Here is a 24512-nt window from a genome sequence, read left to right as displayed (position 1 = left end):
GAAGCGGATCAACTGAGTATATTCGATCCACGAGACCCGTTTACGGGTAGCAAGTAACCCCGTGCATGGCTGACCAACCAATTTTTTAACGTACTTGTACGTCGCCAGTAATATGAGGGCTATGCCCGAAAATGAAAAACCAACCGCTATGTAGGTGGTTTTTCATTTTTGAAATATATGTTAGTTAATTCTAATTTATATAATGATAAAAAATATGTGAATTATTATGATAAAATGTAATGGAAATGGGCGAAAATTGAAAAATGTTTTGAGCTTTTCGCAAGAATCATCAAGATTTTGGCTTGTTTCAGGAGAAAGAAAAGGCTATAATGATAAAATGAAGAGATTCAAAGCTAAAGAATCTCCTAATGAGTTAGTTTTATATTATCTTGGAAAGAGGTGCTATCTATGGAAAAAGAAGAGTGGATGCATGTTGGTATGGTTGTGGGCGGTGCTGCTTTGGGGCTTGCGGCCCGTGTCTTTTTCAAGAGCAAATGTATGAAAAAAGCAGCCATTGGCGCGACGGCGGCTGCCCTGCGTGTACAGAAATGCGCTGAAAAAAGTGCGGCCTGCCTCAATGCCCAGGCTGATGATATCGTGGCCCAAGCCAAGGAAGAAAATCGTAAACGGGAAGAAGCGGAACTGGCTGAAATGAAGGCTAAAGAAGACGCCTTGACACCTGTGGAAGATAAAGCCTAAGCCTTTATTTCCTAGGAAGAAAGGATGGGACAATCGTGAAATTTCAAATGATTCATGAGGTCCGGGACCGGATCCATGTTCGCTGCTTGTCCGCTAAAGGAGTCGTCTTCCGTGGGTTTGATGCCCGGCAGGGCGCTGTGATCCTTTCCAGCCTGGAAAGGATCAGTGGAGTTTGTAAAGTTAAGCTTTACAGTGCATCGGGCGAAGTTGCGATTACCTTTGCTCCGGACAAGAGGGCTTTTCTTCGTCCTATTCTTTTGGACACCTTGGCCTATCTTGACCCCAATGATCCGGGCCTCCAAAAGTCCAGCAAGCATCAGGCGGATGCCCTGATCCTCAATCGGACCTACCGCAATCACCTGATTTCCCATGTGACGCGTCATTTTGCCTGTAAGTGGTTCCTGCCCATGCCTGTGCGCATGCTCCGTGCTTGGTATCACACACTAGGCTTTATCCGTAAGGGTGTCAAGAGCCTTCTTTCAGGCAACCTTGATGTACCGGTCCTTGATGCAGCAGCCATTACGGCGGCTATGCTTCAAAACGACCTTGGTACAGCCGGCTCGATCATGCTGCTGCTTGGAATTGGAGATATCCTGGAAGCGTGGACCCTAAAAAAATCCGTTCATGATCTGGCTTCCCATATGTCCATTAACGTGGATACCACATGGAAGGTCCTTGAAAATGGGACGGAAATCGAAGTGCCCTTAACAGAAGTGGATAAGGGCGATGTCATCAGTGTCAAGATGGGAAGTACCATTCCCCTTGATGGGGTGGTGACGGGCGGTGAAGCCCTCGTGAACCAGGCTTCCATGACAGGTGAATCGATGCCGGTTCGTAAGACCGTCGATGGACCCGTCTTTGCTGGGACCGTTGTGGAAGATGGGGAAATCCGCATCCGTGTGACGGGAACGGTGGGGGATACTCGTTTTGACCGGATCGTTAAGATGATCGAGGATTCGGAAGCTTTTAAATCGAACCTTGAAGGAAGGGCCAATCATTTGGCTGACCGTCTTGTGCCGTGGTGCTTAGGCGGAACCCTCCTGACCTATCTGATCACGCGCAATGTCATGAAGGCCATGGCGGTCCTCATGGTTGACTTCTCCTGTGCGCTCAAGCTTTCCATGCCGCTGGCGGTACTGTCAGCCATGCGTGAATGCAGTACCTACAAGATCACGGTCAAGGGTGGCAAGTTCCTCGAAGCGGTGGCAGAGGCGGATACCATTGTCTTTGATAAGACGGGGACACTGACCCTTGCCAAGCCGAAGGTTGCTGACGTCATTTGTTTTGATGGCTACACTCGGGAAAAGGTCCTTCGCTATGCCGCCTGCCTGGAAGAACATTTTCCCCACTCTGTGGCCAATGCCATTGTGCGTCAGGCTGCCGATGAAGGCATCACCCATGATGAACTCCATAGTAAAGTGGAATACATCGTAGCCCATGGAATCGCCTCCCGTGTCGGGGACAAACGGATTGTCATCGGGTCCCATCACTTCATCTTTGAAGATGAGCACTGCCGTGTCCCGGCGGGTCAGGAAGCCCTGTTCGAAAGCCGTTCCCCCGAATATTCCCATGTCTTTATGGCCTTAAATGGGGTCCTTATGGCCATCATCTGCATTTCCGATCCCTTGCGCCCGGAAGCTGTGGAGGTCATGAAGGAGCTGCGCCGCGTTGGCTTCCAGGACCTTGTCATGATGACGGGAGACAGCAAACGGACAGCAGAAAACGTAGCCGCAACGTTGGGGCTTGATCAGTTTTATGCGGAAGTCCTGCCTGAGGAAAAGGCCCAGTTCGTCAAAGCCGCCAAGGCCGACGGACACCGTGTCGTCATGGTAGGCGATGGGATCAATGATTCCCCCGCCTTATCCGAAGCAGACGCTGGGATTGCCATTGCCGAAGGGGCTGATATTGCCCGTGAAATTGCCGATATCACCATTTCGGCCCGCGACTTGCATCAGCTCATTGTTCTAAAGGAACTGAGCAACCTGCTCATGAAGCGTGTCAATTTCAACTATGATTTTGTTGTTTCCTTTAATGCCGCGCTGATTGCCCTTGGCGTAGCCGGTATCCTGCCGCCAGCGACAACGGCATTGCTGCACAATGGATCGACCATTGCCCTCAGCCTTCACAGCATGACGAATCTCAAGGAATTTGTTTAAAAAAGCGGATAAAAGAACCTAAGGAAGGGACCGAAGGATGTTTCCTGTCGGCCCTTTTTTGTGGTATGAAAAAAGCGGGCACCGGAAGAAAAACTTCTTCTGATACCCCCTTATCAATCAAAACTGGGAGAGCCGCTTTTTGAGAGGCGGCAAGACAATGGAAAGGAGAATCGTTTTTGTGACAACGCCGACCGCGCACTGGAAGAGGCGGGGATAGAGCAGGTTCATCATGGGTGTATGGAAGAGTACGCTCAACCAGTAAGTGTTGAGGACGAAACTGACCCCGACTTGGGTAAGGAAGACGGCGAGCAGGATGGCTTTTCGACTTAGGCTGCGACGAAAAATCAGACCATAAAGATAGCCATCGAGAAAGGAGGAGAGTGTAAAGCCGGGAAAGTAGGGACCTACGGGGAAAAGAATTGCACCGATGAGGTCACCCAGGGCGCCTGTCAGTCCGCCGGCAAGGGGACCGCCGCAGAGAGCAGCGGCAGCAACGGGCAGGAAACTAAGTCCAATCTTTAGGTTCCATGTGTGAAGGGAGAGAAATCGGGCAAGGATGATTTCCATGGCCGTGCAAAACCCAATGAGGGTGATCCATTTGCCGGGATGGTAGGAACGCTTCTGGTCCATGGCAGGCTCCTTTCGTCAGCGAAGGGATTCTTTTCGTTTCATGGCAAAGCCCAAGAGGTCAGAAATAAGGCGGGCTGCCAGATAACCCGTCGTGCCGCCGATGTCGTCAAAAGGCGGGGCTACTTCTGTCATGACAACCCCTTTGAGGTCGCTTGACGAGCCAATGGCTTCAAGGATATCGACCGCTTCGTCGTAATTGAAGCCGCCGAACATGGGGGAACCCGTAGCCGGTGCATAAACGGCATCCATCGCATCGATATCAAAACATACGACAAATTGTTTGGCAAGCCCAAATTCCTTAAGGATCCGGTCAATGCCCAACCGGCGGACATCGCGGCAGGAATAGATTTGATCTCCGTGCTCACGGGCTTCTTCAAAATCATCGGGGCCGCTGCTGCCAATGCCGCGGACACCCAGATGGAGGATGCGTCCCACATAGGAAAGACCAGCGGCATTTCTCATGGGGGAGCCGTTAAAGAATTTTTGGCCGTCAAGGGGTTTGGTCCAATCCAGATGAGCATCAATATGAACGATATCAAAGTCCCCAATACCTTCCAGGCCCTGCAGGACAGGGAAGTCAACAGCGCAGTCTCCGCCTAGGACAACAGGAAGGGCTCCTTGTTTCTGAATGATGGAAACGGCACTTTCCAAGTTTGCCATGGTGCCTTTGAGGTCACCGGGAATGTAGTCTACATCCCCACAGTCCACAACATGCCAACGATTGGCATCCATATAGTACTGTTTGCGTTCTGAATCATAGGTACCGCCTTTTTTGTAGGTAAAGCGGGTTGAGCCCAAGCGAATCCCGCGAGGGCCTAGGCGGCAGCCCGTGCGGCCTTGGATGGCAAGGTCAAAGGGGGCGCCAAGGACGGCAATATCCGCATTCAAATGATAGATATCTGTTGCCAGGTCACTTTTAGCAAAGGTTGCAATCCCCGTAGGGGCCATATTGAGAGGCTTTTGAAGGCTGTAGTTATCCATATTTCATCATGCTCCTTTAACTGCATTGCAGGTCTTTTTGTTGTGCCTTCATTATAGGAAGTGAAGAAAGGGAAGTCAATGAAATTAGACACAATTTTGCAATGTAGACACTATAGTGAAACAAAATCGTTGACAAGGCAAATGACGATTTCCTATAATGAAGAAAAAACATGATTCATTTAGAAAGGAGCCTAGTCATGGCGGATCAATCTTCTGCTGCCCCTTATGTCAATTCTGTACTGCATGCAGTCAGGATTCTTGAACTTTACGCGGCCCAGCGCCGAGAATCCCTGTCCCTTACGGAAATCAGCCGGGCCCTTTCCCTGCATAAAACGACCGTATATCGGATCCTGCGGACCCTGCAGCATGCTGGCTGGATTGAACAGTCCGAAAAAAGCGGTCAATACAGACTTGGAACGGGAATCCTCATGGTCGCCTCCGCTGTTTCTGTTCACAATACAGTAAAGGACCTCATTACAGAAGCCCTGAACGATTTGTCCAATCGCTTTAATGAGACCGTTGTCATTTCGACGCTTCTTGGGCACCAAGGTGTCTGTGTGGATATGGTCCAGTCCCGGCATCGCCTTTCTGTCATGGGTCATAAGGGGTATATCGTGCCCCTTCATATTGGCGCGTCGGGCAAGATGCTTCTTGCCATGCAGAATGAAAGCCTTCGGGATATGCTCATTGGAGAGCTCCTTACAGAAAAAACCGAGCGGCGGATCCTCAAAAACCAGCTTTTGACCATTCTCCAGGATGGCTATGCTGTTTCCCGGGGCGAAGTTGACGAAGGTGTGGCGGCTGTAGCGGTACCCCTTCATTTGGGACAGAATGGGTATGTCATCAGTCTATCCGGACCGGAAATGCGCCTTGAAACAATTGGTTTTTCCCGCATCCGGGATACACTGCTTAAGACCGTTAGGAACCTGGAACAAAAAGGACGAATGCTGAAACCATAAAAAAGGCTATGAAGGTGTCATTGCATCTTCATAGCCTTTTGGGGTTGTCTTACAGCCATTCCTGCAGGATATAAAAGACCGTACCGCCGCAAATGATGGCAGCGCCCAAGGACTTTGTCCGAATGACGATAGGCGCGATGAGAAGGGTCGTTAAAAGAGGAATATTGTCAAGGGAGAGGCAGAGCGTTCCGTCTTTTAATAAAAGATCAGGGAAAACCAAAGCACCGAAAATGGCAGGCGGGACAAAATGAAGCCACTGGGTAAACCATCTGGGGAGAGTACGGTTTTTGAGCAGAGCCATGGGAAAGAAACGGGGCAGGAAGGTGGCAAGGGCCATGGCAAAGATGGCGCCCATTGCATAGGTATTGCTATAACTATTGGCAAGACGGAAGGATTCCCAAAAATCATTCATGGCGAGCCTCCTTTTTCCTCGTAAGGATAGTAAGAAAAATGGAGGCTGTCAGGCTTGCCAGGACGATGTGCAGCTTGAAAGGAACAAAAGTTGAAAAAAAGACGGAAATGAGGCCGGAGGCAATGCCTGCCGTGACAAGGGCCCGTGAACCCATATAGTTTGACCAGATACCAAGGAACATAGCCGTAAGGATATAGGAAACAAGGGCCAGATTCAAGTGGAGAAAGGACCCTAAATAGCAGCCCAAGGCACTGGAAAGGGACCAGACCAGCATACTGATGAGGTTGATTGTTTGGGCCTCCTCCGGCGACCAATCTGCATTGCCCTCAAAAGCTGCTAGATTGACGGCAAAGCACTCATCTGTCAGTCCATAAGCAAAAAGGGTGGTAAAAAGCCCGCTTTTCTTGCGGACATAGGGTGCCAGGGTCGATGTAAAGAGCGCGTTACGAAGACTGGTGACAAAAACCGTCAAAAAGATTGATAAGAGGGAAGCTCCATCCATCATCATGGCTATACCAATGAACTGGGAACTGCCGCCATAGACAAGGACGCTCATGGCAAAGAGGGTCGCCGGCATGAGTCCCGCTTTTTGACCAAGCATGCCACAGGCAAGCCCAAGGACTGTATAGCCTATGAGAATGGGCAGGTCTTTTTGAAATACACGAGCAGAAAAACGAAGCAAATGAAACACCTCATGACTTCTTTAAGAAAAATTTGTATACATTATATACTTTTGTTCGAAAGAAAGGAACCCTGTATGGCCCAAGAAATACAAAAAAGAAATTCCACTTGCATTAAAAAAATAAATGAATTATATTAAAGAAGCTAATTATAGCAAGGCCTTTTGAAGGAGAAGTTCTTCGTATGCTATAATATCGTTGTCGGATATTTTTTTAAAAAGAACCTAAATTATTCGGAAAGAGCCTGGGATCCCTTTTATATAGACCCCATCCTCTTTCTTGATTGCTGAAGAATAGGAGTGAAGAGAATATGGCAGAAATCAGACCGTTTCGGGCCCTGCGCCCCATTCCGGAACTCATTGGCAAGATTGCTGAGTTGCCTTATGATGTGATGAACCAAAAAGAAGCCCGGGATATGCTTCGCAAAAATCCCTTGAGTTTTTTGCAAGTGACCCGCTCAGATGCAGTTTTGCCGGAATCTGTTGCGGAAGATGATCCCCAGGTTTATGAAAAAGCACGGGAAAACCTGGAGACGTATATCAGCCGTGGGGAGATGATCCAAGATCCGGCGCCCTGCTACTATATTTATCGTCAGCAAATGGGGCCTTATATCCAGATTGGTCTTGTTGCAGTCGCTTCACTCAAAGAATACGAGGAGAAGGTCATCCGCAAACATGAACTTACGCGGGAAAAGAAAGAGCGGGACCGGGTCCAGCATATCCTAGCGACAAAGGCCCAAACGGGACCTGTTTTTCTTGCTTATAAGAGCAAAGGACAGCTTTCTGCTTTTCTGTTGGACTATATGGGAAACCATACGCCGACCTATGACTTTATCGGAGAAGATGAGGTCCGCCATACCCTGTATGTCATGAGTGAATCGCTGAAAGTCCAGGAAGTGACCCGCCTTTTTAAGCAGGTCCCGCAGCTTTATATTGCCGATGGACATCATCGCTGTGAGGCAGCCTATCAAGTCGCCAAGCAATTGGGCGCTCGAAAAGGTCAGACGGGAACCGAGGAATACAATTATGTCCTGTCGGTCATCTTTCCGTCATCCATGCTCCATATCCTGCCCTATCATCGACTGATTCGCGATTTGGGCGGACTTACGGCGGACGATTTCCTGAAAAAAGTAAGCCTTTCTTTTGACGTAGAGGACCTGACACGGCCCGTCGAACCGTCTGTTCCCCATACGTTTTGTCTCTATTTTGGCGGCAAATGGCGGCGTCTCACGGCTAAAAAAGGTACATATGATGCCGCTGACCCCATTAAGAGTCTTGATGCCAGCATCCTCCAGGATCTCCTCCTTTCGGCAATCCTTGGCATCAAGGATCCCCGAATGGATCCCCGTCTTGAGTTCATGGGCGGTATCCGAGGGGTGAAAGGTCTTATGGATGCCGTAGACAGCGGTGCCTTTATAGCTGCAATTGCCATGTATCCAACGACCATGGAAGAACTCATCCGTGTTGCCGACGCAGGACTGATCATGCCGCCCAAATCGACTTGGTTTGAGCCCAAACTGCGGGATGCCATGACCATTCATTTGATAGGAGATGAACAAGATGGGAAGAATCTTTAATTTTGGAGCAGGACCCTCCATGCTCCCGCTGCCTGTATTGGAAATGGCCCAAGCCGAGTTGCTTGATTATAAGGGGAGCGGTATGTCTGTTATGGAAATCAGTCATCGTTCTGCTCTTTTTGAAGACATCAACCATGAAGCACAGAAAGACATCAAGACCCTTTTGCATCTGGATGATAATTGGAGCGTCATGTTCATGGGCGGAGGCGGTACGCTGCAGTTTTCCATGATCCCTATGAACTTCTTGATGCCAGGGAAAGTCGGTGCCTATGCCGACACGGGCAATTTTGCCCATAAAGCTATGCTGGAAGCAGACAAGATCGGTGAAACGGCCATTGCCTATTCAAGCCGCAGCACTGGTTATGACCGGGTGCCAAAAAAAGGCGAGATCCAGATGCCCCATCAGGCGGCATACCTTTATATCAATTCCAATAACACGGTCTATGGAACAGAATATCATGAATATCCTGAGACAGGACACGTGCCCCTTATTGCAGATTTTTCGTCGGATTTCCTGAGCCGTCCTGTCCCTATGGACCGCTTCTCCCTCGTTTATGGCGGGGTCCAGAAAAATATTGGACCTGCCGGCGTGACCGTTGTCATTGGGAAAAAGAGCTTCCTGCGCGGAAGGGACAGCCGCCTTCCCCTTATGCTGAACTATGAGACGTTCATGGATCATGATTCGACCTATAATACGCCGCCTGTCTACGGTATCTACATAGTCGGTCTTGTGGCCAAATGGCTCCTTGCACAAGGTGGTCTGGAAGCTATGGCGGTTCGCAATGCCAGAAAGAGCAAAATCATTTATGATGTGATCGACGCTTATCCTGACTTTTATGTAGGACGAGCCCAGAAGGACAGCCGATCCCTCATGAATGCGACCTTTAATCTGCCCACGCTGGAGCTGGAAGCCCTTTTTGTGGAAAGCGCTGCCCAAAATGGGATGGTGGGTCTTAAGGGGCACCGTGTTTCCGGCGGGATCCGGGCCTCTATGTATAATGCCATGCCGCAGGAAGGCTGCGAAACCTTGGCTGCTTTTATGGATGATTTCTATCGGCGCCACCGCTGATTATGGGGATAAAAGACCTCTCACGTACGGTTCTCCGCGTGGGAGGTCTTTTGTCTTCCGCGAAAGGGAAGGAATGTGGAAAGACGAAGGAGCCTTGTTGGGGGCGTGCTTATTTTTGTGGTTGACGGAACCCGCGTTATCTGTAACAATAATAATTGACACAATTTAAAATTGTAAGAATCTTTCAATGACGAGGAGGTGTCCCCATGAAAGGGTATGCTATGCTGAAAATCGGCGAGTCCGGATGGATTGAAAAGGAGCGGCCTGTCTGCGGTCCTCTTGATGCGATTTGCCGGCCTATTGCGGTTGCCATCTGTTCTTCCGACGTTCACACCTTATGGTCCGGCGCCATTGGCGAACGGCACAACATGATTCTAGGCCATGAATGCTGCGCTGAAGTTGTAGAAGTTGGCAGCTTGGTCAAGGATTTCAAGCCGGGGGACCGGGTCCTTGTTCCGGCCATCACGCCGGATTGGAGTTCTGCCGCTGCCCAGGCTGGCTGGCAGCAGCATTCAGGCGGCATGCTCGGCGGTTGGAAATTCTCCAATTATAAAGATGGTGTCTTTGCAGATTTCTTCCATGTCAATGATGCGGATGGTAACCTGGCTCATCTGCCTGAGGGCATGGATCCTGCAGACGCATGCATCATGTCCGATATGGTCCCGACGGGTTTTCACGCTGTCGAACAGGCCGATGTTCAATTTGGCGATGCGGTCCTTGTCATCGGCATTGGCCCTGTCGGTCTCATGGCTGTCCGCGCCTGTGCCCTGCGCGGTGCGAGCCGGATCATAGCTGTTGGAACGCGTCCCGTCTGTATAGAAGTGGCTAAAGACTATGGGGCTGATGAATTCATCAGCTACAAGGATGGCTCAATCTTTGAACAGGTCTTGGAACGGACAAATGGTGCCGGCGTAGACCGTGTCTGCATTGCCGGGGGCAACGTGGATACCTTTAGTGAGGCCATCAAGTGTCTGAAACCGGGCGGCCGGATTGGCAACGTCAACTACCTCGGATCCGGTGATTATGTCAAGATTCCCCGCGTGGAATGGGGGGCTGGCATGTCAAACAAAACCATTTCCGGCGGACTCATGCCGGGCGGACGGCTGCGCATGGAGAAACTGGCAAGTCTTGTAACAAGCGGGCGCCTCGATCTCCATAAGGAAGTTACCCATATTTTTAGGGGCCGGGATCACGTCGAAGAAGCACTCTTTATGATGCGCGATAAGCCGCGGGACCTGATCAAACCAATCGTTATTTGGGAATAAATATTGCAAGGGGGAGGGGCGGCGTCCCCTCCCTTTTCCTATCAAGGAGGCCATCATGAAAGTTCTCATTGTATCCGGTTTCCTCGGTGCCGGCAAAACCACGTTTATCCGTCATTTGACGGATACGCTCCTTGATGTGGATTTCGCCATTTTTGAAAATGAGATTGGGGAAACGGATGTTGATGCCAAGGTCCTGCAGGAAGGAGCGCGGCATCTGAATATCTATGAAATGACGGAAAACTGTGTCTGCTGTACGGGAAAGGCCGATTTTCTTAGCAATCTCGTGACCATCCTTTCTGCCTTGGATCCGGAAGTCCTCATCATCGAGCCCACGGGGGCAGCTAGGCTCAGCGCCCTCATGGCTTCCATCAAGGAACTTCATTATGATGCCATCGAGCTGCTGCCGCCCATTACGATTGTTGATGCGATGGCGTTCTTTAAGGAAAACCAGCCACTTACGGACCTCTTGCTGGACCAGATCAAGCAGGCAGCCACCCTGATCCTTTCTAAATCCGAGCATCTGGATGAATGTGAGATGGCCCATTTCCATAAAGCCCTGCATGAGCTCAATCCGGCGGCGGAAATCATTACATGCGCTTATACGGGGCTTCCCGAGGCCTTTTTTCGGCGTTGTTTGGAAGGACGAGGGGAAACGAGTTTCTTGGAAAAAGGCGGGAACATGGTCCCCCTTCATAACCACGACCACAGCCATGACCATGGAGAAAATCCTGTGGAAACAGTAACCCTGACCGATGTCTCCGTGCCGCACCCCCTTTATCTCATGCGCTTTTTGGATCTTGTGACCAAAGGTGCTTTTGGTAAGGTGCCACGGGCCAAAGGGTATCTTCCCTGCGGCAGGGAATGGATCCGTTTTGACCTTGTGGGGGACCGCTGGCTGATTTCCGGCTTTTCTTCACAGCAAGTGGCCAAGGTGGTGCTGATTGGGCAGAATCTTGATGAAGGGGCTGCAAGCCGCTATTTTTCCGCGTCATGAGGGGAATAAAACCGGCATGATTTTGTTTTTCCGGAAAAGCATTTTGTCACATGAACGTCACTTGACAGAAGGTGGATGAATCCGCTACAATCGAAATGTACCCATACGGGGTATACTTTATCATTTCAATCAGAAAGTGTGGGAAATTTATGAAAAAAATCTTGCTTGTCTTTCTTGCAGTTGTTGTCATCATTGGGGGGACCTTGATGGGAAGCTACAATGGTCTTGTCAGTGCCAATGAACAAGTAACGGGCCAATGGAGCCAAGTGGAGAACCAGCTTCAGCGCCGCAATGATCTGATTCCGAACCTTGTCAATACGGTCAAGGGTTATGCCGCCCATGAGACACAGGTCTATGCCGATGTGGCAAATGCTCGGGCCAAACTGGCTGGTGCGCAGAATGTCTCCGATGCGGCTCAAGCGAGCGGAGAACTTGATGGGGCCTTGTCCCGTCTCCTTGCAATTGCCGAAAATTATCCGGACCTTAAGAGCAACACCAACTTCCTTCAGCTCCAAGATGAACTGGCCGGTACAGAAAATCGCATTGCCGTGGCCCGCCGTGACTACAATCAGTCTGTTCAGTCCTTCAATGCCAAGATCAAATCCTTCCCGACCAATATTCTTGCCGGGATATTTGGCTTTACCGCAAGGGATTATTTTAAGGCCGACGAAAGTGCCAAGACGGTTCCGCAGGTAAAATTCTAACGAACCTTGGGGAAGGAAGGAGACATTCCCATGAAAAAGAAACTCTTATGGCTGCTCCTTGCTCTCCAGGTGATTTTCTTCCTGCCTTGGAGTGCGGTACAAGCGGCCGGCATTCCGCCTAAACCAGCGCAGGATATCTATGTTGTGGACCGCGCCGGTGTTCTGTCCCAAAAGACAAAAAAGATTATCCTTACTTATAGTACGGCCCTTGCCCAAAGGACTAAGGCGCAGGTCGTTGTCCTTACCGTACCGACCCTTGATGGGGTAAGCGTGGAAGACTATGGACTCTCCGTCCTGCGCGAATGGGGCATTGGCAATAAGAAAGAAAACAATGGCGTTCTCCTTCTTGTAGCCACCAAGGACCGAAAGAGCCGCATTGAAGTCGGGTATGGTCTGGAAGGTATCCTTCCCGATGGACTTACGGGACGGATCCAGGATCAGTACATGCTGCCTCTTTTTCGTAAGGGTGATTATGATCAAGGCATCTTGAATGGATATTCGGCTGTACTCCAGACCGTGGCTAAAGGCTATGGCCTGAGTGCTAACGACCTGGCGGCGGAAGGGATTCCACAGGCTCGGGAAGACTCGGAAGGGTTGCCTTTTTTAACGCGGGTCATTCTCTTGGGGGGCCTTGTTCTGCTGTTTCTGATTGATCGCCTGCTTTTTGGAGGGGCCATTCTCCGCACTCTCTTTTACCTTTTCTTTTTTCGCGGCGGCGGCCGCGGGGGTTTCGGAGGAGGCGGCGGCTTTGGCGGAGGCGGTTTTGGAGGCGGCTCCGGTGGGGGCGGCGGTTCCAGCCGCAGCTGGTAACAAAGAAAAGTACTCATGGATTTCCATGGGTACTTTTTGTCTATCTGGGAATGAGTTTTGGCCAAATAAAAAATGACTGCCTGAAAAGAGCAGTCATTTTTAGAATCAACTTATTTGTAGGTCAGTTCCTGATAGCCAATGTAGCAGGTTGCCGGATTCAGCAGGGCTTCTCCCGTGAAAGCATCCGTTTCAAAGGTGGCCTTGTAGACAACAAAGGGGGTGCCATCCTTGTCATCGGTCTTTTTCGTGACGACGATGTTGCGGGCATCAGCATAACAAGCCTTGATGGCCTCCTTGACGTCTTCTTCCGTCTTTGTAACGGTGACGCTGCCAGGATAGTTGGAACTCTTTACTTCGACTTCCTTGACTTTCTGGGTGGCTCGATCAACTTCGACTTCATAGCGTTCCAGGGTGTCAGGATCCAGGAATTCCAGCTCGAATTCATTGTCATCAGTTTTGGCACTGACAAGTTTTGCCGCAGCAGGAACAACTTTCTGGGCATTGGTTACAGCCGTCTGTTTGGCTGCAATCGTAGCGGAAACGCCAGCAGCAAAGGCCGGGACGGCACCAGCAAAGGTTCCGGACAGAACAGCAGCAACGGCCGCGGTTACAGCATATTTTTTCATGTTCATGGGTATACACTCCTCTCAAATCACATATAATCATTATACGATAAGAAAAGTGAAGGGACCATGAAAAACTGAGAATTTCACGAATTTGACGCAAAGCCTACAGAAATAAGAAATTGCTATGTAATATTTATTACAAATTATTAGAAACGAAAATCCCGTTCCCCGTGAATGATCTTATCCAAGTAGGCTTGGCATGTGCTCCGGACCTGAGGATTGGGAATCTTATCAAGCTCCTTTGCAATGACGGCTTCTCCTTTTTTGCGAGTGTTATCCGAGGCGTAGTCTACAAGATATTCCTTCAGCGTAAGGAGGGCATTCGGCTGACAGCAGTTGGAGATTTCTCCCGTCTTTGCAAGGGACATGAAGCGGTCCCCTGTCCGACCGGCTCGGTAGCAGGCCGTGCAGAAGCTCGGGATATATCCATCTGTCAGGAGCCAGTTGATGACTTCATCCAATGTCCGATTGTCATTCACCTCAAACTGGGCAGAATCTTCTTCCTCTTCTTCAGCATAACCGCCGACACTCGTACGGGAAGCCCCACTGATCTGGGAAACTCCAACTTCGATGACGGAAGCCCGGGTTTTTGCAGATTCACGGGTCGAAATGATGATGCCCGTGTAGGGAACCGTAATGCGAAGGATGGCAATGATCTTTTTAAAAAGGTCATCGGAAATGGAGTTGGGGAATGCGTCCACGGAAATATCATCAGCTGGACGAATGCGGGGGACGCTGATGGTGTGGGGGCCGACACCGAAGACCGCTTCCAGGTGTTCCTTATGCATGAGAAGGCCGGCAAAATCATACCGATAATTATTGAGTCCATAAAGGACACCGACGCCAACGTCATCAATCCCTCCTGTCATGGCACGGTCCATGGCTTCCGTGTGATAGGCATAGTCATGTTTGGGCCCATGGGGATGAAGGGTTTCATAATTTTTCCGATGGTAGGTTTCCTGGAAAAGGATATAGGTGCCAATCCCTGCTTCTTTGAGCTTGCGGTAATTTTCCACGGTTGTTGCGGCGATGTTGACGTTGACGCGGCGAATGGCCCCGTTTTTATGTTTGATACTATAAATGGTACGGATGCTTTCGAGGACGTATTCAATCGGATTATTGACGGGGTCCTCGCCTGTTTCAAGGGCCAGGCGCTTGTGTCCCATATCCTGCAGTGCCGTAACTTCCCGGACAATTTCTTCCTGCGACAGTTTCTTTCGGGCGATGTGTCGGTTCTTGGCATGATAGGGACAGTAGACACATCCATTGATACAGTAGTTTGAAAGATAAAGGGGCGCAAACAGGACGATGCGCTGCCCATAGATCTTATCCTTGATCTTGCGGGCAAGGTCATAGATGGCTTCCGTCACTTCCGGGTCCTCGCTTTTAAGGAGCACAGAGGCTTCCCGATGGCTCAGGCCTTTTAAGTGGCTGGCTTTTTCAACAAGGGATAGGCAGAATTCCTTGTCTTTACTCTTTTCGTCAGCGTAGGTGAGGGTTTCCATGATTTCCTCGTGATTGATGAATTCATCAGCTTTCGAGGAGGCGGGGTTGTAGGGAACTGTCATAGTGGATGATTCTCTCCTTTGGGTGGTTGATTTCCCGAACAGTGGTGTGGGCACAAAAAAAGCATGCCAAAAAAGGCATGCAAACAGAATCGGTCCATTCACTGCCTTAGTACTTGGGGGTTCCTTGTACGCAGGGAGTTTTTGTTATTTTACTGCAAAAACAAAAGTTATGCAACAAAAAGAGGCATTGTTTCAATGATCAGGAACGACACGATGCCGACAAATGTGGTGATTGCGACTGTGGTGATTGCGACGATTTGGCTGTCCAGTCCGGAATCTGAAAGGGCAAAAATCCTATAATAAGGAAAATGATTGGGTGTGGGTTTCTCTTTTTTTCATTTACCTTTTGCGAATCGGTGAAGAGAGATTGCGCAGCAAACTGACTTATAGGGCAGCGACAATCGGAGCCGGCGGAGTGTCCTCTGCCGATAAAGCCGAAGTCCCAATGTAAGACGGTGGAGTGCGGAGCCCATGTAGCGCCTAACATAGGATCAGGCGGTTGCCCAAAAAGTAATGGCCGTGAATCGGAGTGCTTTTTGCTCCTGATAAAAAACGGAGGCCATCAGGATAGGGCCACGTCAAGGACCATCATGACTGAAAACCCCAAGGAAAAGCTCAGGACACCAATGTCGGAATGACGGCCTTGGCTCATTTCCGGAATGAGCTCTTCGACGACGACATAGAGCATGGCACCGGCAGCAAAGCTCAAAAAATAAGGCATGAGAGGAATGATCTGCGTTGCAAAGTAAATGGTAAGAATCGCACCGATGGGTTCAACAATGCCTGAGAGGATTCCGTACCCACTAGCTTTTCCCATGCTCCAGCCCCGTTCGTAAAGGGGCATTGAAATGATGGCTCCTTCCGGTACGTTCTGGATGGCAATCCCGAGGGAAAGGGCGAGGGCGGCAGATAGGGAAATGAGGGAATTGCCGCTTGCATAGCTGGCGTAGACGATCCCAATCGCCATCCCTTCCGGAATGTTGTGGATCGTGACAGCAAGGAGCATGAGAAGGGTCTTATCGAGTTTTGTCACAGGCCCTTCCGGTTCCGTTGTCATCTGGTGCAGATGGGGGATGGCATGGTCCAGGATGAGGAGAAAGAAGACGCCAATCCAAAAACCGATGAAACTTGGCAGAAAGGCCCAGCGGCCGAGGGCTTCCGAAAAATCCAGGGCCGGTGCGAGCAGGCTCCAGAAAGACGCGGCCGTCATGACCCCGGCCGCAAAGCCTGTGAGTGCTCGGTTGACCTTTTCGCTGAGGCCTTTTTTCAGGAAAAAAACAAAACAGGCACCGAGACTTGTTCCAATAAAGGGAATGAGGACTCCCCAGAAAATAACCCCCTTCATGACTTAACCAAAAAGACGGGAGAAGAGGCTTTTCTTTTCATAAGGCTCGGTCTTCATGCCTTCATAGTTGTAGCCTGTCTCATCAATGGCCTTTTTGATCACGGCTTCCTCAACAGGGGATTCTGTCACAAAAGTGGCTTCTTTCTTGGAACGGGACGCTGATACGTGAGCTGCATGGGGGAAAGTATGCCGAATTGTATCGGCAATGTGCGCTTCGCACATCCCGCAGGACATGCCTTCAATATGAATGATGTTTTTTACCATAAGGGTCACTCCTTCTTTACTTTGAAAATAGTTAGATATACCTAACAAGAGTATAGTATAGCCAGCCGGCCTCTTATGTCAATTGGGAATCTCCGAAAAGGACAATAAAAAACCGTGGAACGTCTGTTCCACGGCTGAATTCAATTGGTGGCCCCGGAGTGATTCGAACACTCGACCTTTTGGTTCGTAGCCAAACGCTCTATCCAGCTGAGCTACGGAGTCATAACCGAACAGTCATTATTGTACTCGATGGTCATGTTTTTGTCAACGCTTTTTTAAAAATATTTTCCTAGGTCCAGAATTCCCTTGTAATAGGCTCCCTGTTTTTAATCTGCAGGCCCTTTCCTTGGCCTTTTGTTTCTTTTGTTACTTGCCATGCGCTTAAGCCCCTATTTCATATGGAAAAGGGGCTCCTCGTGGTAATTTTACTATCTTTATTGTATAATGAAAACCTACATTTCCATCATTATTTATGTTTTAGGAAGGATACAATCATGTTATTTACGGATAAAGCTAGGATCTATGTAGAAGCAGGAAGCGGCGGCGACGGGGCCTCCAGTTTCCGGCGCGAGAAATTCGTCGCTCACGGCGGCCCTGACGGCGGCAACGGCGGACGCGGCGGAAGCGTCTATCTGGTGGCCTATAAGGACCTTAATACCCTTGTTGATTTTCGCTATAAACGAAAATTTGTTGCTTCCCGCGGCGGCAATGGCTCGGCCAAAAACTGCACAGGGCCCAAGGCTCCCGATGTGGAAGTAAAGGTGCCTATGGGGACTGTTGTCATTGATGATGCAACAGGGGTCATCCTGGCGGACCTTTCCCACGAAGGAGAGCGGTTCCTTGCTGCTAAAGGCGGACGCGGCGGCAAAGGCAATGCCTGCTATGTGACGAGTACCAAACAGGGCGTGACATTTGCGGAAAAAGGCGAGCCAGGGACCAAAGGCTGGCTGCGCCTAGAGCTGAAACTGTTGGCCGATGTCGGTATGGTGGGCTATCCCAGTGTGGGCAAATCAAGCATTGTTGCGCGCGTTTCTGCCGCAAGACCGGAAGTCGCGGCCTATCATTTTACAACGCTGACGCCCGTTCTTGGCGTGGTGCGCCTTGATGAGGAAAACTCCTTTGTCCTTGCCGATCTGCCTGGACTGATTGATGGGGCCAGCAAGGGGGTCGGGCTGGGGCATGATTTCCTGCGTCATATCGAACGGACGCGGGTCATCCTTCATATTGTCGATACAAGCGGCAGTGAAGGGCGTGACCCGGTGGAAGATTTCAAGAAAATCAATGAGGAATTGGCCCTTTACAGTGACAAACTGGTCAAGCGGCCCCAGCTTGTCGTTGCCAATAAGATGGACCTTCCCGGAGCAGAAGAACATTATCCTGCCCTGGAAAAATATGTCACGGAAAAGGGCTATCCCATCATGAAAGCGTCGGCTGCAACAGGCGATGGACTGCGTGCCGTCATGTATAAGGCTTTTGAAATGCTTCAAAAGGCCCCGCGGGACGAGGCGATGCTGGAAGTTGGGCACCTTAGGGAAGTGGACCCCGATTCCTTTGAAATCCTTACGGATTCAGAGGATGCTGATTTTGAGGTCAAAGGCAAGAACATTGAGCGTCTTGTGGCCATGACCAATTTTGACAACGAGGAAGCGGTGTACCGGTTCCAGCTCATCTGGCGCCGCCTCGGTATTGAAAAGGCCCTAAAGGACAAGGGCATTGAAGAAGGGCAGTCAGTCAAGATTGGCGACATGGTCTTTGAATTTGAAGATCGTTACTGAGGGTCCTCAACGCAGGTATCCTAAGCGAGCAGGAACAGGAAGGTGAGCAGATGGAAAGGGAAAAACTGGCAAAGGCAAAACGGATTGTCATCAAGGTCGGGTCGAGTACCATTACCTACCCAAATGGCAAGGTCAATTACGAAAAGATTGAAAAGCTGGCACGGATCATGGCGGACCTGCAGAACAGCGGCCATGAAATGATCCTCGTCTCCAGCGGTGCCGGTGCCGTTGGCGTTGGCCGCCTGAAATTTGAGGAAAAGCCCAAGGATATGCCTGGCAAACAGGCCTGCGCTGCCGTGGGACAGGGTATTTTGATGCATATCTATGAGCGGCTTTTTGCTGAGTATGGTCAGACCGTGGCCCAGGTTCTCCTGACCCGTGCGGACACGCTGGACCGCCATCATTATGCCAATTCCCGCAATACCTTCCAAAAACTGCTTGAATGGGGCGTCATTCCAGTTGTCAATGAAAACGACGTGGTCGCCATCGATGAGTTCAAGATTGGTGACAATGATAATCTTTCCGCCCTGGTAGCTGGAATTGTCGATGCTGATGTCGATATCCTGCTTTCTGATGTGGACGGCCTTTATACCGCCAATCCCCAGAGCCATCCGGATGCCCGCCTCATTTCAGAAGTGTCCGAAATTACCCCGGAACTGGAAAACATGGCTGGCGGTGCTGGTTCCAAGAATGGGACTGGCGGAATGATTACGAAGATTCAAGCGGCAAAGGTCGCTAATTCTTCAGGGATTGCTCTTGTCATCGCTTCTGGGGAAGACCCCGAAGTGCTGCGCCGGATCCTCCGGGGAGACGCCGTGGGGACCCTCTTTGTTCCCCATATTTCCCATCTCCAGGCCCGGAAACAGTGGCTGGCTTTTGGCGCCAAGGTGGAGGGTACGCTCATTGTCGATACCGGTCTTGAAAGGGCCCTCAAGCAAAAAGGCAGCTGCAGCATCCTGCCAGTCGGCATCAAGGCGGTCAGCGGGGATTTTGAAAGCGGCGTGACAGTCAGCGTGGCCGATGAAAAGGGCCACGAACTGGCTAGGGGACTTGTAAATTATGGTGCCCAAGAGATCCGTAAGATTCTTGGAAAAAAGACGGGTGATGTGGAATCCGTTCTGGGTTATATCCATACGGATGAAGTCATCCATCGAGATAATCTCGTCATCATGTAAGGAGGCATGATCATGTACGAACAGGGAATGGTCCGGGAGCAGGCCGAAGGGGCGAAAGAGGCTTCTGTTGCCCTTGGCCTTTTGCGTGCAGATGTGAAAAATAAGATTCTTCTTGCCATGGCTGAAGGACTCTTGACAGAAGAAAAGGCAATCCTTGATGCCAATGCCATTGATATGGAAAATGGACGTCAAGGCGGGCTCAAGGATTCCTTCCTGGATCGGCTGCTGCTCACTCATGAGCGGCTGGCCCAGATGGCCGAAGGCATCCGGCAGGTTGCAGACCTTGAGGATCCCGTAGGAAAAGTCCTGAGCGGACGGACGCTTTCCAATGGCCTTACGATAACAAAGGTCACCGTCCCCTTGGGACTGATTGGCATCATCTATGAAGCCCGCCCCAATGTGACGGCCGATGCCATCGCGCTCTGCGTGAAAAGCGGCAATGCCGTAATCTTGAAGGGGGGCCGGGAAGCACTCCATTCCAATAAGGCTGTAAGCGATGCCTTGATTGCAGCAGGGCGCAAGGCCGGTCTTCCCGAAGGCGCCGTCCAGTTTATCAATATTCCAGAGCGGGAAGCGGTCACGGAACTGATTCATCTCGATGGTCTTGTTGATGTGGTCATTCCCCGCGGCGGTGCAGGACTTATCCGCGCGGTTGTCAGCGGCGCCTCGGTGCCTGTTATCGAAACCGGATCCGGCGTATGCCATACCTATGTGGATAAAAAGGCCGATGTGGCCATGGCCGTTTCCATTGCCCTCAATGCCAAGGTCAATCGGCCTAGTACATGCAATTCCATGGAAACGCTCCTTGTCCATAAAGAAATTGCGGATGCCTTTATGCCGGCCATGGTGGAAGCCTATCAGAAGGCTCATGTGACGATGATTGGAGATGAACGGGCCCTGGCCTATGAAAAAAGTATGATCCCCGCTGCCGATGAAGATTGGGCCACGGAATACAATGACCTGCGGCTGAGCATCCGGATCGTTGATTCCATGGAAGAAGCGGTTGCCCATATTCGCCGTTATGGGACGGGGCACTCTGAAGCCATTGTGACAGACGATTACGAAACGGCCCGTCGCTTCCAGCAAGTGGTCGATGCGGCCTGCGTCTACGTGAATGCCTCGACGCGGTTTACGGACGGCTTTCAATTCGGGTTTGGCGCGGAAATCGGCATCAGTACGCAGAAACTCCATGCCCGCGGCCCGATGGCCCTGCCGGAACTGACGACAACCAAATACCTGATCTGCGGCAATGGACAGATCCGTTCGTAACGGAATCTTTTAAAATCCTTCATGATTTCTTCATGAAGGATTGTTATCATAAGCCCAGTATGCAGAGTGGGGAGCAGGACCTTTTTCCTGCCGGGAGGAGCTTGGGTCCAAGGGTTTCTTCCGCTTACAGTAAATGAGGTGGGGAATAACGTGTTTTTTTTGAAGAAACATCGCATCCTTATTGGCTTCTTGACCGTTCTTTTGGCAGCAGCGGCAGCTGGCGGCCTTTGGTACAAGGACAAGAAAGCCAAGGAGGCTTTGGCACAGATCCGTACGGATACGGTGACCCGGGAAACGGTGCGCCAGACCGTTTCGGCTACGGGAGCGCTGAGTGCTCAGGACAATGTTGAAATCAACTCTAAGATTACGGGCCGTATCATTGCGGTCTATGTCAAGGAAAATCAGCATGTGACGGCAGGGCAGCCGCTCTTGAAACTTGATGATACGTCCCTGATGAAGACCCAGGCGATGAAAGAAGCCACTTTGTCAGACCGGGAAGCAACTTATCGGCGGGATGCGCAGCTCCTTGAGGAAGGCGCCATTTCCCAGAGCGTTTTTGATACGGCCAAGGCCAATTATGATTATGCCAAGGCAGACTATGAACAGGCTGTTTCAAATACCAACGACACGATTATCACGTCCCCGATTGACGGGTATGTCATTGGCAAACCGACTCCTGTAGGGCAGACGGTATCGCCCGGTGTTTCGACGCCGCAGGTCATCATGAATGTGGCGACTTTGGATAAGATGCAGATTGAGCTCATGGTCGATGAATCCGATATTGGCCAGATAAAGGACGGCCAGACGGTTGAATTTACTGTTGATGCCTATCCTGATGAAACGTTCAAGGGAATCATTTCCCTCATCAGTCGGAGTGCGACGACAACCAACAATGTCAATTATTATACTTGCTATGTCGATGTTAACAATGTGGACAACAAGCTCCTTCCGACCATGACGGCACGGGCAAATGTCATCATCGGGAAAGTGGATGATGCCCTTTCCATTTCCTCCAAATGTCTTTTTACCAGCGGGGAACGAAAGTATGTGAAGGTCCTTGATCGGGCGTCAGGCACGACAAGGGAAGTGGATGTCAAGGTCCTTATGCAGGGTGAAGACCGGATTGCTGTGAGCGGTGACCTAGAAGAGGGAGATGCCCTTGAAGTCAAGACCGTGACCGTTAAGACGCAGCAGCGCGGAGGTCCTCCCATTTAAAGAAGGGAGGAAAGCACATCCATGAACGTCATTGAACTAAAGGATATTGTAAAAAGTTATGCGATGGGGGATGCGACGGTCTATGCCCTGAATCATCTCACCGTCAGTTTTGAAATGGGAAAATTTACCTCCATCGTGGGCCCTTCGGGAAGTGGGAAATCAACGCTGATGAATGTCTTGGGCTGTCTTGATCGTCCGACATCTGGGGAATATATTCTCGAAGGCAAGAATATTGCTCGCTATACGGATGATGAACTGGCCCATACGCGCAATGCCCGCATCGGTTTTGTGTTCCAGAGCTTCAACCTTCTGTCCCGCCTGTCGGCTGTTGACAATGTGGCCCTTCCTCTGATCTATGCTGGGGTAGACCTTAAGGAGCGGACCGAGCGGGCGGAAAAGGCCCTCAAGGAAGTGGGGCTGGGCGCACGGCTTTACCATAAACCTAATGAGATGAGCGGCGGGCAGCGTCAGCGTGTCGCCATTGCGCGGGCGCTCATCAATGATCCGGCCATTATCATGGCCGACGAACCGACAGGGAACCTTGATACCAAATCAACCTTGGAAATCATTGATATCTTTGAAAAACTGAACCATATGGGCAAGACTGTCATCATGGTCACTCATGAACCGGAACTGGCGGATATGACGCAGCGCATCCTGACCATCCGGGATGGGCAGCTCATCAAGGATGAACGGAGGGAATGATATGCTGAAGGAATGCATCAAGATGGCCTTCGAAGGCATGCTTTCCAATAAACTCCGGACTTTCCTTACCATGTTGGGCATCATCATCGGTGTTGGCGCCGTCATTGCCATGGTTTCCTTGGGCCTTGGCATGCAGGAAAAAGTCAAGGAAAACATCTCCAGCATGGGAAGCAACCTGCTCATTGTCATGAGCGGCGGCCGTACAGCCAATGGACAGCGGATTGCCAGCGGCAGCGGGGCACATTTGACCTATGACGATGCCAAGGCCATTGAAAAGAACGTCGATGGCATCAAATATGTGGCACCTGGCGTGCAGAGCAGCTACCAGCTTGTTGCAGGCAACCAAAACTGGAATACACAGGTCCAGGGCATGACGCCCAATATCATTGATATCCGGAACTATACCATCAAGACAGGCCGTATGTATACGGAAAAGGAAATGACAAGCCGTGACAGGGTCTGTGTCATTGGACAGACCGTTGCGGACAATCTTTTTCCTGAAGGTGATCCTGTGGGGAAAACCGTCCGTATCAATAAGGCTCCCTTTAGGGTTGTCGGTGTCCTCAACAGCAAAGGGCAGTCCTCTATGGGGCAGGATCAGGATGATGTGGTGTTTGTTCCGCTCACCACGGCTATGCAGCGTCTGATGGGCATTACCTATATCCGCAATATCACGATCCAGTGCGAGAATGAAAATACAATCGAACAGGTCCAATCCGATGTAGTCACGTTGCTGCGGCAGCGCCATAAGATCCGCACGGGCGAAGATGATGACTTCAGTGTTCGGAATCTGGCGGAAATCATCAAGACCGCCCAGGAAACGACGGGGTCCATTACCTTGCTTCTGGCCATCATCGCGGCCATCAGTCTTCTTGTCGGCGGCATCGGCATCATGAATATCATGCTTGTTTCTGTAACGGAACGGACGCGGGAAATTGGTATCCGAAAGGCCCTTGGAGCCACTTACCATGATATCTTGCTTCAGTTCCTTGTTGAATCCATGGTCATTGGTGTTACAGGCGGAACGACGGGTATGATCTTGGGCACAATCGTCTCCGTCATTGCCGCACGGATCATTGGCTGGCCGGTTGTCATTTCGGTCCTTGCAACCATTATCTCAGTCGTCTTTTCTGTTGGAATTGGCCTTTTCTTTGGCCTTTATCCTGCCAAGAAAGCGGCGCTTCTTGACCCGATTGACGCGCTTCGTTATGAATAAAAAAGAATCGACCTTTATGGAAAAAGCCCGCGGTTTCTGGGCTTTTCTCCACACACCAAAGACCCGTTTTGATTTAAAGGACCGTGGCAGGGCTTTTTGTTATTTTGTAATCCTTGCGGTTATTTATTATTTTGTTGTCCGTTTTTTGGGCTACTGAATCTGTTCCTGCAAGCGGGGCTGGAAAAAGCCCTTTTCGCACTGCCTGCGGAAAAGGTGAAAAAATTCCAATAAATTGTATAGAAATTGACAGTTTTCTCAATCCATTCCTTTCAGGGAATGGATTTTTTTGAATTCCTAGGCAAAAGAATCGGCGATACCGTATAATAAAGAAGTCGATTTAGAACAGTTCCGTATTAGCGTGGTAAAATAAATGGTGCGAAAAAAATTTCGCAGGGAGAGGACCACTTTTAAAGGGACTG

Annotated in this window: 24 protein-coding genes and 1 tRNA gene; 16 read left to right on the top strand and 9 right to left on the bottom strand. The window is 50.4% G+C overall.

Going from position 1 to position 24512, the window contains the following annotated elements; genetic code table 11:
• The first annotated feature begins 408 nt into the window (after window positions 1-408).
• Window positions 409-699 (top strand): DUF6110 family protein, encoded by a 291-nt coding sequence (locus QZQ08_RS04510; RefSeq protein ID WP_296328530.1) that lies wholly within the window; start codon window positions 409-411, stop codon window positions 697-699.
• A gap of 47 nt (window positions 700-746) precedes the next feature.
• Window positions 747-2855 (top strand): heavy metal translocating P-type ATPase, encoded by a 2109-nt coding sequence (locus QZQ08_RS04505; RefSeq protein ID WP_366140924.1) that lies wholly within the window; start codon window positions 747-749, stop codon window positions 2853-2855.
• Window positions 2856-2972: 117 nt separating this feature from the next.
• On the opposite strand, the gene QZQ08_RS04500 is transcribed toward QZQ08_RS04505, so the two are convergent.
• A complete protein-coding gene (locus QZQ08_RS04500; RefSeq protein ID WP_296328524.1) occupies window positions 2973-3485 on the bottom strand; it encodes a folate family ECF transporter S component in 513 nt (170 codons plus the stop codon).
• Window positions 3486-3500: 15 nt separating this feature from the next.
• The gene (locus QZQ08_RS04495; RefSeq protein WP_296328521.1) at window positions 3501-4466 is read right to left on the bottom strand and encodes an agmatinase; all 966 of its coding nucleotides are present in this window, start codon (window positions 4464-4466) and stop codon (window positions 3501-3503) included.
• A 170-nt stretch (window positions 4467-4636) separates the two neighbouring features.
• Between QZQ08_RS04495 and QZQ08_RS04490 the strand changes: the two genes are divergently transcribed.
• Window positions 4637-5425 carry an IclR family transcriptional regulator gene (locus tag QZQ08_RS04490; protein WP_296328517.1) on the top strand — a complete coding sequence of 263 codons (789 nt, stop codon included), beginning with the start codon at window positions 4637-4639 and terminating at the stop codon, window positions 5423-5425.
• A 49-nt stretch (window positions 5426-5474) separates the two neighbouring features.
• On the opposite strand, the gene QZQ08_RS04485 is transcribed toward QZQ08_RS04490, so the two are convergent.
• Complete coding sequence (locus QZQ08_RS04485; protein ID WP_296328515.1) at window positions 5475-5837, bottom strand: AzlD domain-containing protein; 363 nt, start codon at window positions 5835-5837, stop codon at window positions 5475-5477.
• Window positions 5830-6528: an AzlC family ABC transporter permease gene (locus QZQ08_RS04480; protein WP_296328513.1), complete on the bottom strand. Its 699-nt coding sequence runs from the start codon at window positions 6526-6528 to the stop codon at window positions 5830-5832. The genes QZQ08_RS04485 and QZQ08_RS04480 overlap by 8 nt, the downstream gene beginning before the upstream one ends.
• 299 nt (window positions 6529-6827) lie before the next feature.
• On the opposite strand from QZQ08_RS04480, the gene QZQ08_RS04475 reads away from it, so the two are divergent.
• The 6 genes from QZQ08_RS04475 (at window position 6828) to QZQ08_RS04450 (ending at window position 12935) form a co-directional block, all read left to right on the top strand.
• Window positions 6828-8093, top strand: a complete 1266-nt coding sequence (locus tag QZQ08_RS04475; RefSeq protein WP_296328510.1) for a DUF1015 domain-containing protein — start codon at window positions 6828-6830, stop codon at window positions 8091-8093.
• Window positions 8077-9162, top strand: coding sequence for a 3-phosphoserine/phosphohydroxythreonine transaminase (gene serC, locus QZQ08_RS04470; protein WP_296328505.1), 1086 nt, complete (start codon window positions 8077-8079; stop codon window positions 9160-9162). The genes QZQ08_RS04475 and serC overlap by 17 nt, the downstream gene beginning before the upstream one ends.
• A gap of 206 nt (window positions 9163-9368) precedes the next feature.
• Entirely contained in the window at window positions 9369-10427 is a 1059-nt protein-coding gene (locus QZQ08_RS04465; RefSeq protein ID WP_296328502.1) for an NAD(P)-dependent alcohol dehydrogenase, read from the top strand.
• Between the two features lie 55 nt (window positions 10428-10482).
• On the top strand, window positions 10483-11421 hold the full coding sequence (locus QZQ08_RS04460) for a GTP-binding protein (protein ID WP_296328499.1): 939 nt from the start codon (window positions 10483-10485) through the stop codon (window positions 11419-11421).
• Between the two features lie 149 nt (window positions 11422-11570).
• Complete coding sequence (locus tag QZQ08_RS04455; protein WP_296328496.1) at window positions 11571-12125, top strand: LemA family protein; 555 nt, start codon at window positions 11571-11573, stop codon at window positions 12123-12125.
• Between the two features lie 30 nt (window positions 12126-12155).
• The gene (locus QZQ08_RS04450; RefSeq protein ID WP_296328493.1) at window positions 12156-12935 is read left to right on the top strand and encodes a YgcG family protein; all 780 of its coding nucleotides are present in this window, start codon (window positions 12156-12158) and stop codon (window positions 12933-12935) included.
• A gap of 110 nt (window positions 12936-13045) precedes the next feature.
• Here QZQ08_RS04450 and QZQ08_RS04445 read toward each other — a convergent pair whose 3' ends face one another.
• The 5 genes from QZQ08_RS04445 to QZQ08_RS04425 all read right to left on the bottom strand — a co-directional run bounded on the left by QZQ08_RS04445 (window position 13046) and on the right by QZQ08_RS04425 (window position 16960).
• Window positions 13046-13567, bottom strand: coding sequence for a hypothetical protein (locus QZQ08_RS04445; protein ID WP_296328490.1), 522 nt, complete (start codon window positions 13565-13567; stop codon window positions 13046-13048).
• Between the two features lie 140 nt (window positions 13568-13707).
• Entirely contained in the window at window positions 13708-15129 is a 1422-nt protein-coding gene (gene hydG, locus QZQ08_RS04440; protein ID WP_296328487.1) for a [FeFe] hydrogenase H-cluster radical SAM maturase HydG, read from the bottom strand.
• A gap of 562 nt (window positions 15130-15691) precedes the next feature.
• Complete coding sequence (locus QZQ08_RS04435) at window positions 15692-16474, bottom strand: ZIP family metal transporter (RefSeq protein WP_296328484.1); 783 nt, start codon at window positions 16472-16474, stop codon at window positions 15692-15694.
• A gap of 3 nt (window positions 16475-16477) precedes the next feature.
• Window positions 16478-16738, bottom strand: a complete 261-nt coding sequence (locus QZQ08_RS04430; protein WP_296328481.1) for a heavy-metal-associated domain-containing protein — start codon at window positions 16736-16738, stop codon at window positions 16478-16480.
• Window positions 16739-16883: 145 nt separating this feature from the next.
• Window positions 16884-16960: transfer RNA gene (locus QZQ08_RS04425), tRNA-Arg, on the bottom strand.
• A 272-nt stretch (window positions 16961-17232) separates the two neighbouring features.
• Here QZQ08_RS04425 and obgE point away from each other — a divergent pair.
• The 7 genes from obgE (at window position 17233) to QZQ08_RS04390 (ending at window position 24250) form a co-directional block, all read left to right on the top strand.
• Window positions 17233-18513: a GTPase ObgE gene (obgE, locus tag QZQ08_RS04420; RefSeq protein ID WP_296328477.1), complete on the top strand. Its 1281-nt coding sequence runs from the start codon at window positions 17233-17235 to the stop codon at window positions 18511-18513.
• Window positions 18514-18563: 50 nt separating this feature from the next.
• Window positions 18564-19688 (top strand): glutamate 5-kinase, encoded by a 1125-nt coding sequence (proB, locus tag QZQ08_RS04415; RefSeq protein ID WP_296328473.1) that lies wholly within the window; start codon window positions 18564-18566, stop codon window positions 19686-19688.
• A 12-nt stretch (window positions 19689-19700) separates the two neighbouring features.
• Entirely contained in the window at window positions 19701-20957 is a 1257-nt protein-coding gene (locus QZQ08_RS04410) for a glutamate-5-semialdehyde dehydrogenase (RefSeq protein WP_296328470.1), read from the top strand.
• Window positions 20958-21107: 150 nt separating this feature from the next.
• Complete coding sequence (locus tag QZQ08_RS04405) at window positions 21108-22172, top strand: efflux RND transporter periplasmic adaptor subunit (protein WP_296328467.1); 1065 nt, start codon at window positions 21108-21110, stop codon at window positions 22170-22172.
• A 21-nt stretch (window positions 22173-22193) separates the two neighbouring features.
• Window positions 22194-22877 carry an ABC transporter ATP-binding protein gene (locus QZQ08_RS04400; RefSeq protein ID WP_296328464.1) on the top strand — a complete coding sequence of 228 codons (684 nt, stop codon included), beginning with the start codon at window positions 22194-22196 and terminating at the stop codon, window positions 22875-22877.
• 1 nt (window position 22878) lies between these two features.
• Window positions 22879-24093: an ABC transporter permease gene (locus QZQ08_RS04395; RefSeq protein WP_296328461.1), complete on the top strand. Its 1215-nt coding sequence runs from the start codon at window positions 22879-22881 to the stop codon at window positions 24091-24093.
• A gap of 16 nt (window positions 24094-24109) precedes the next feature.
• Window positions 24110-24250 (top strand): hypothetical protein, encoded by a 141-nt coding sequence (locus QZQ08_RS04390; RefSeq protein WP_296328425.1) that lies wholly within the window; start codon window positions 24110-24112, stop codon window positions 24248-24250.
• Window positions 24251-24512 lie beyond the last annotated feature (262 nt).

The organism is uncultured Acidaminococcus sp., assembly GCA_900538365.1.
Taxonomy (GTDB): Bacteria; Bacillota; Negativicutes; order Acidaminococcales; family Acidaminococcaceae; genus Acidaminococcus.
This window is presented reverse-complemented; position numbering and strand designations above follow the sequence as displayed.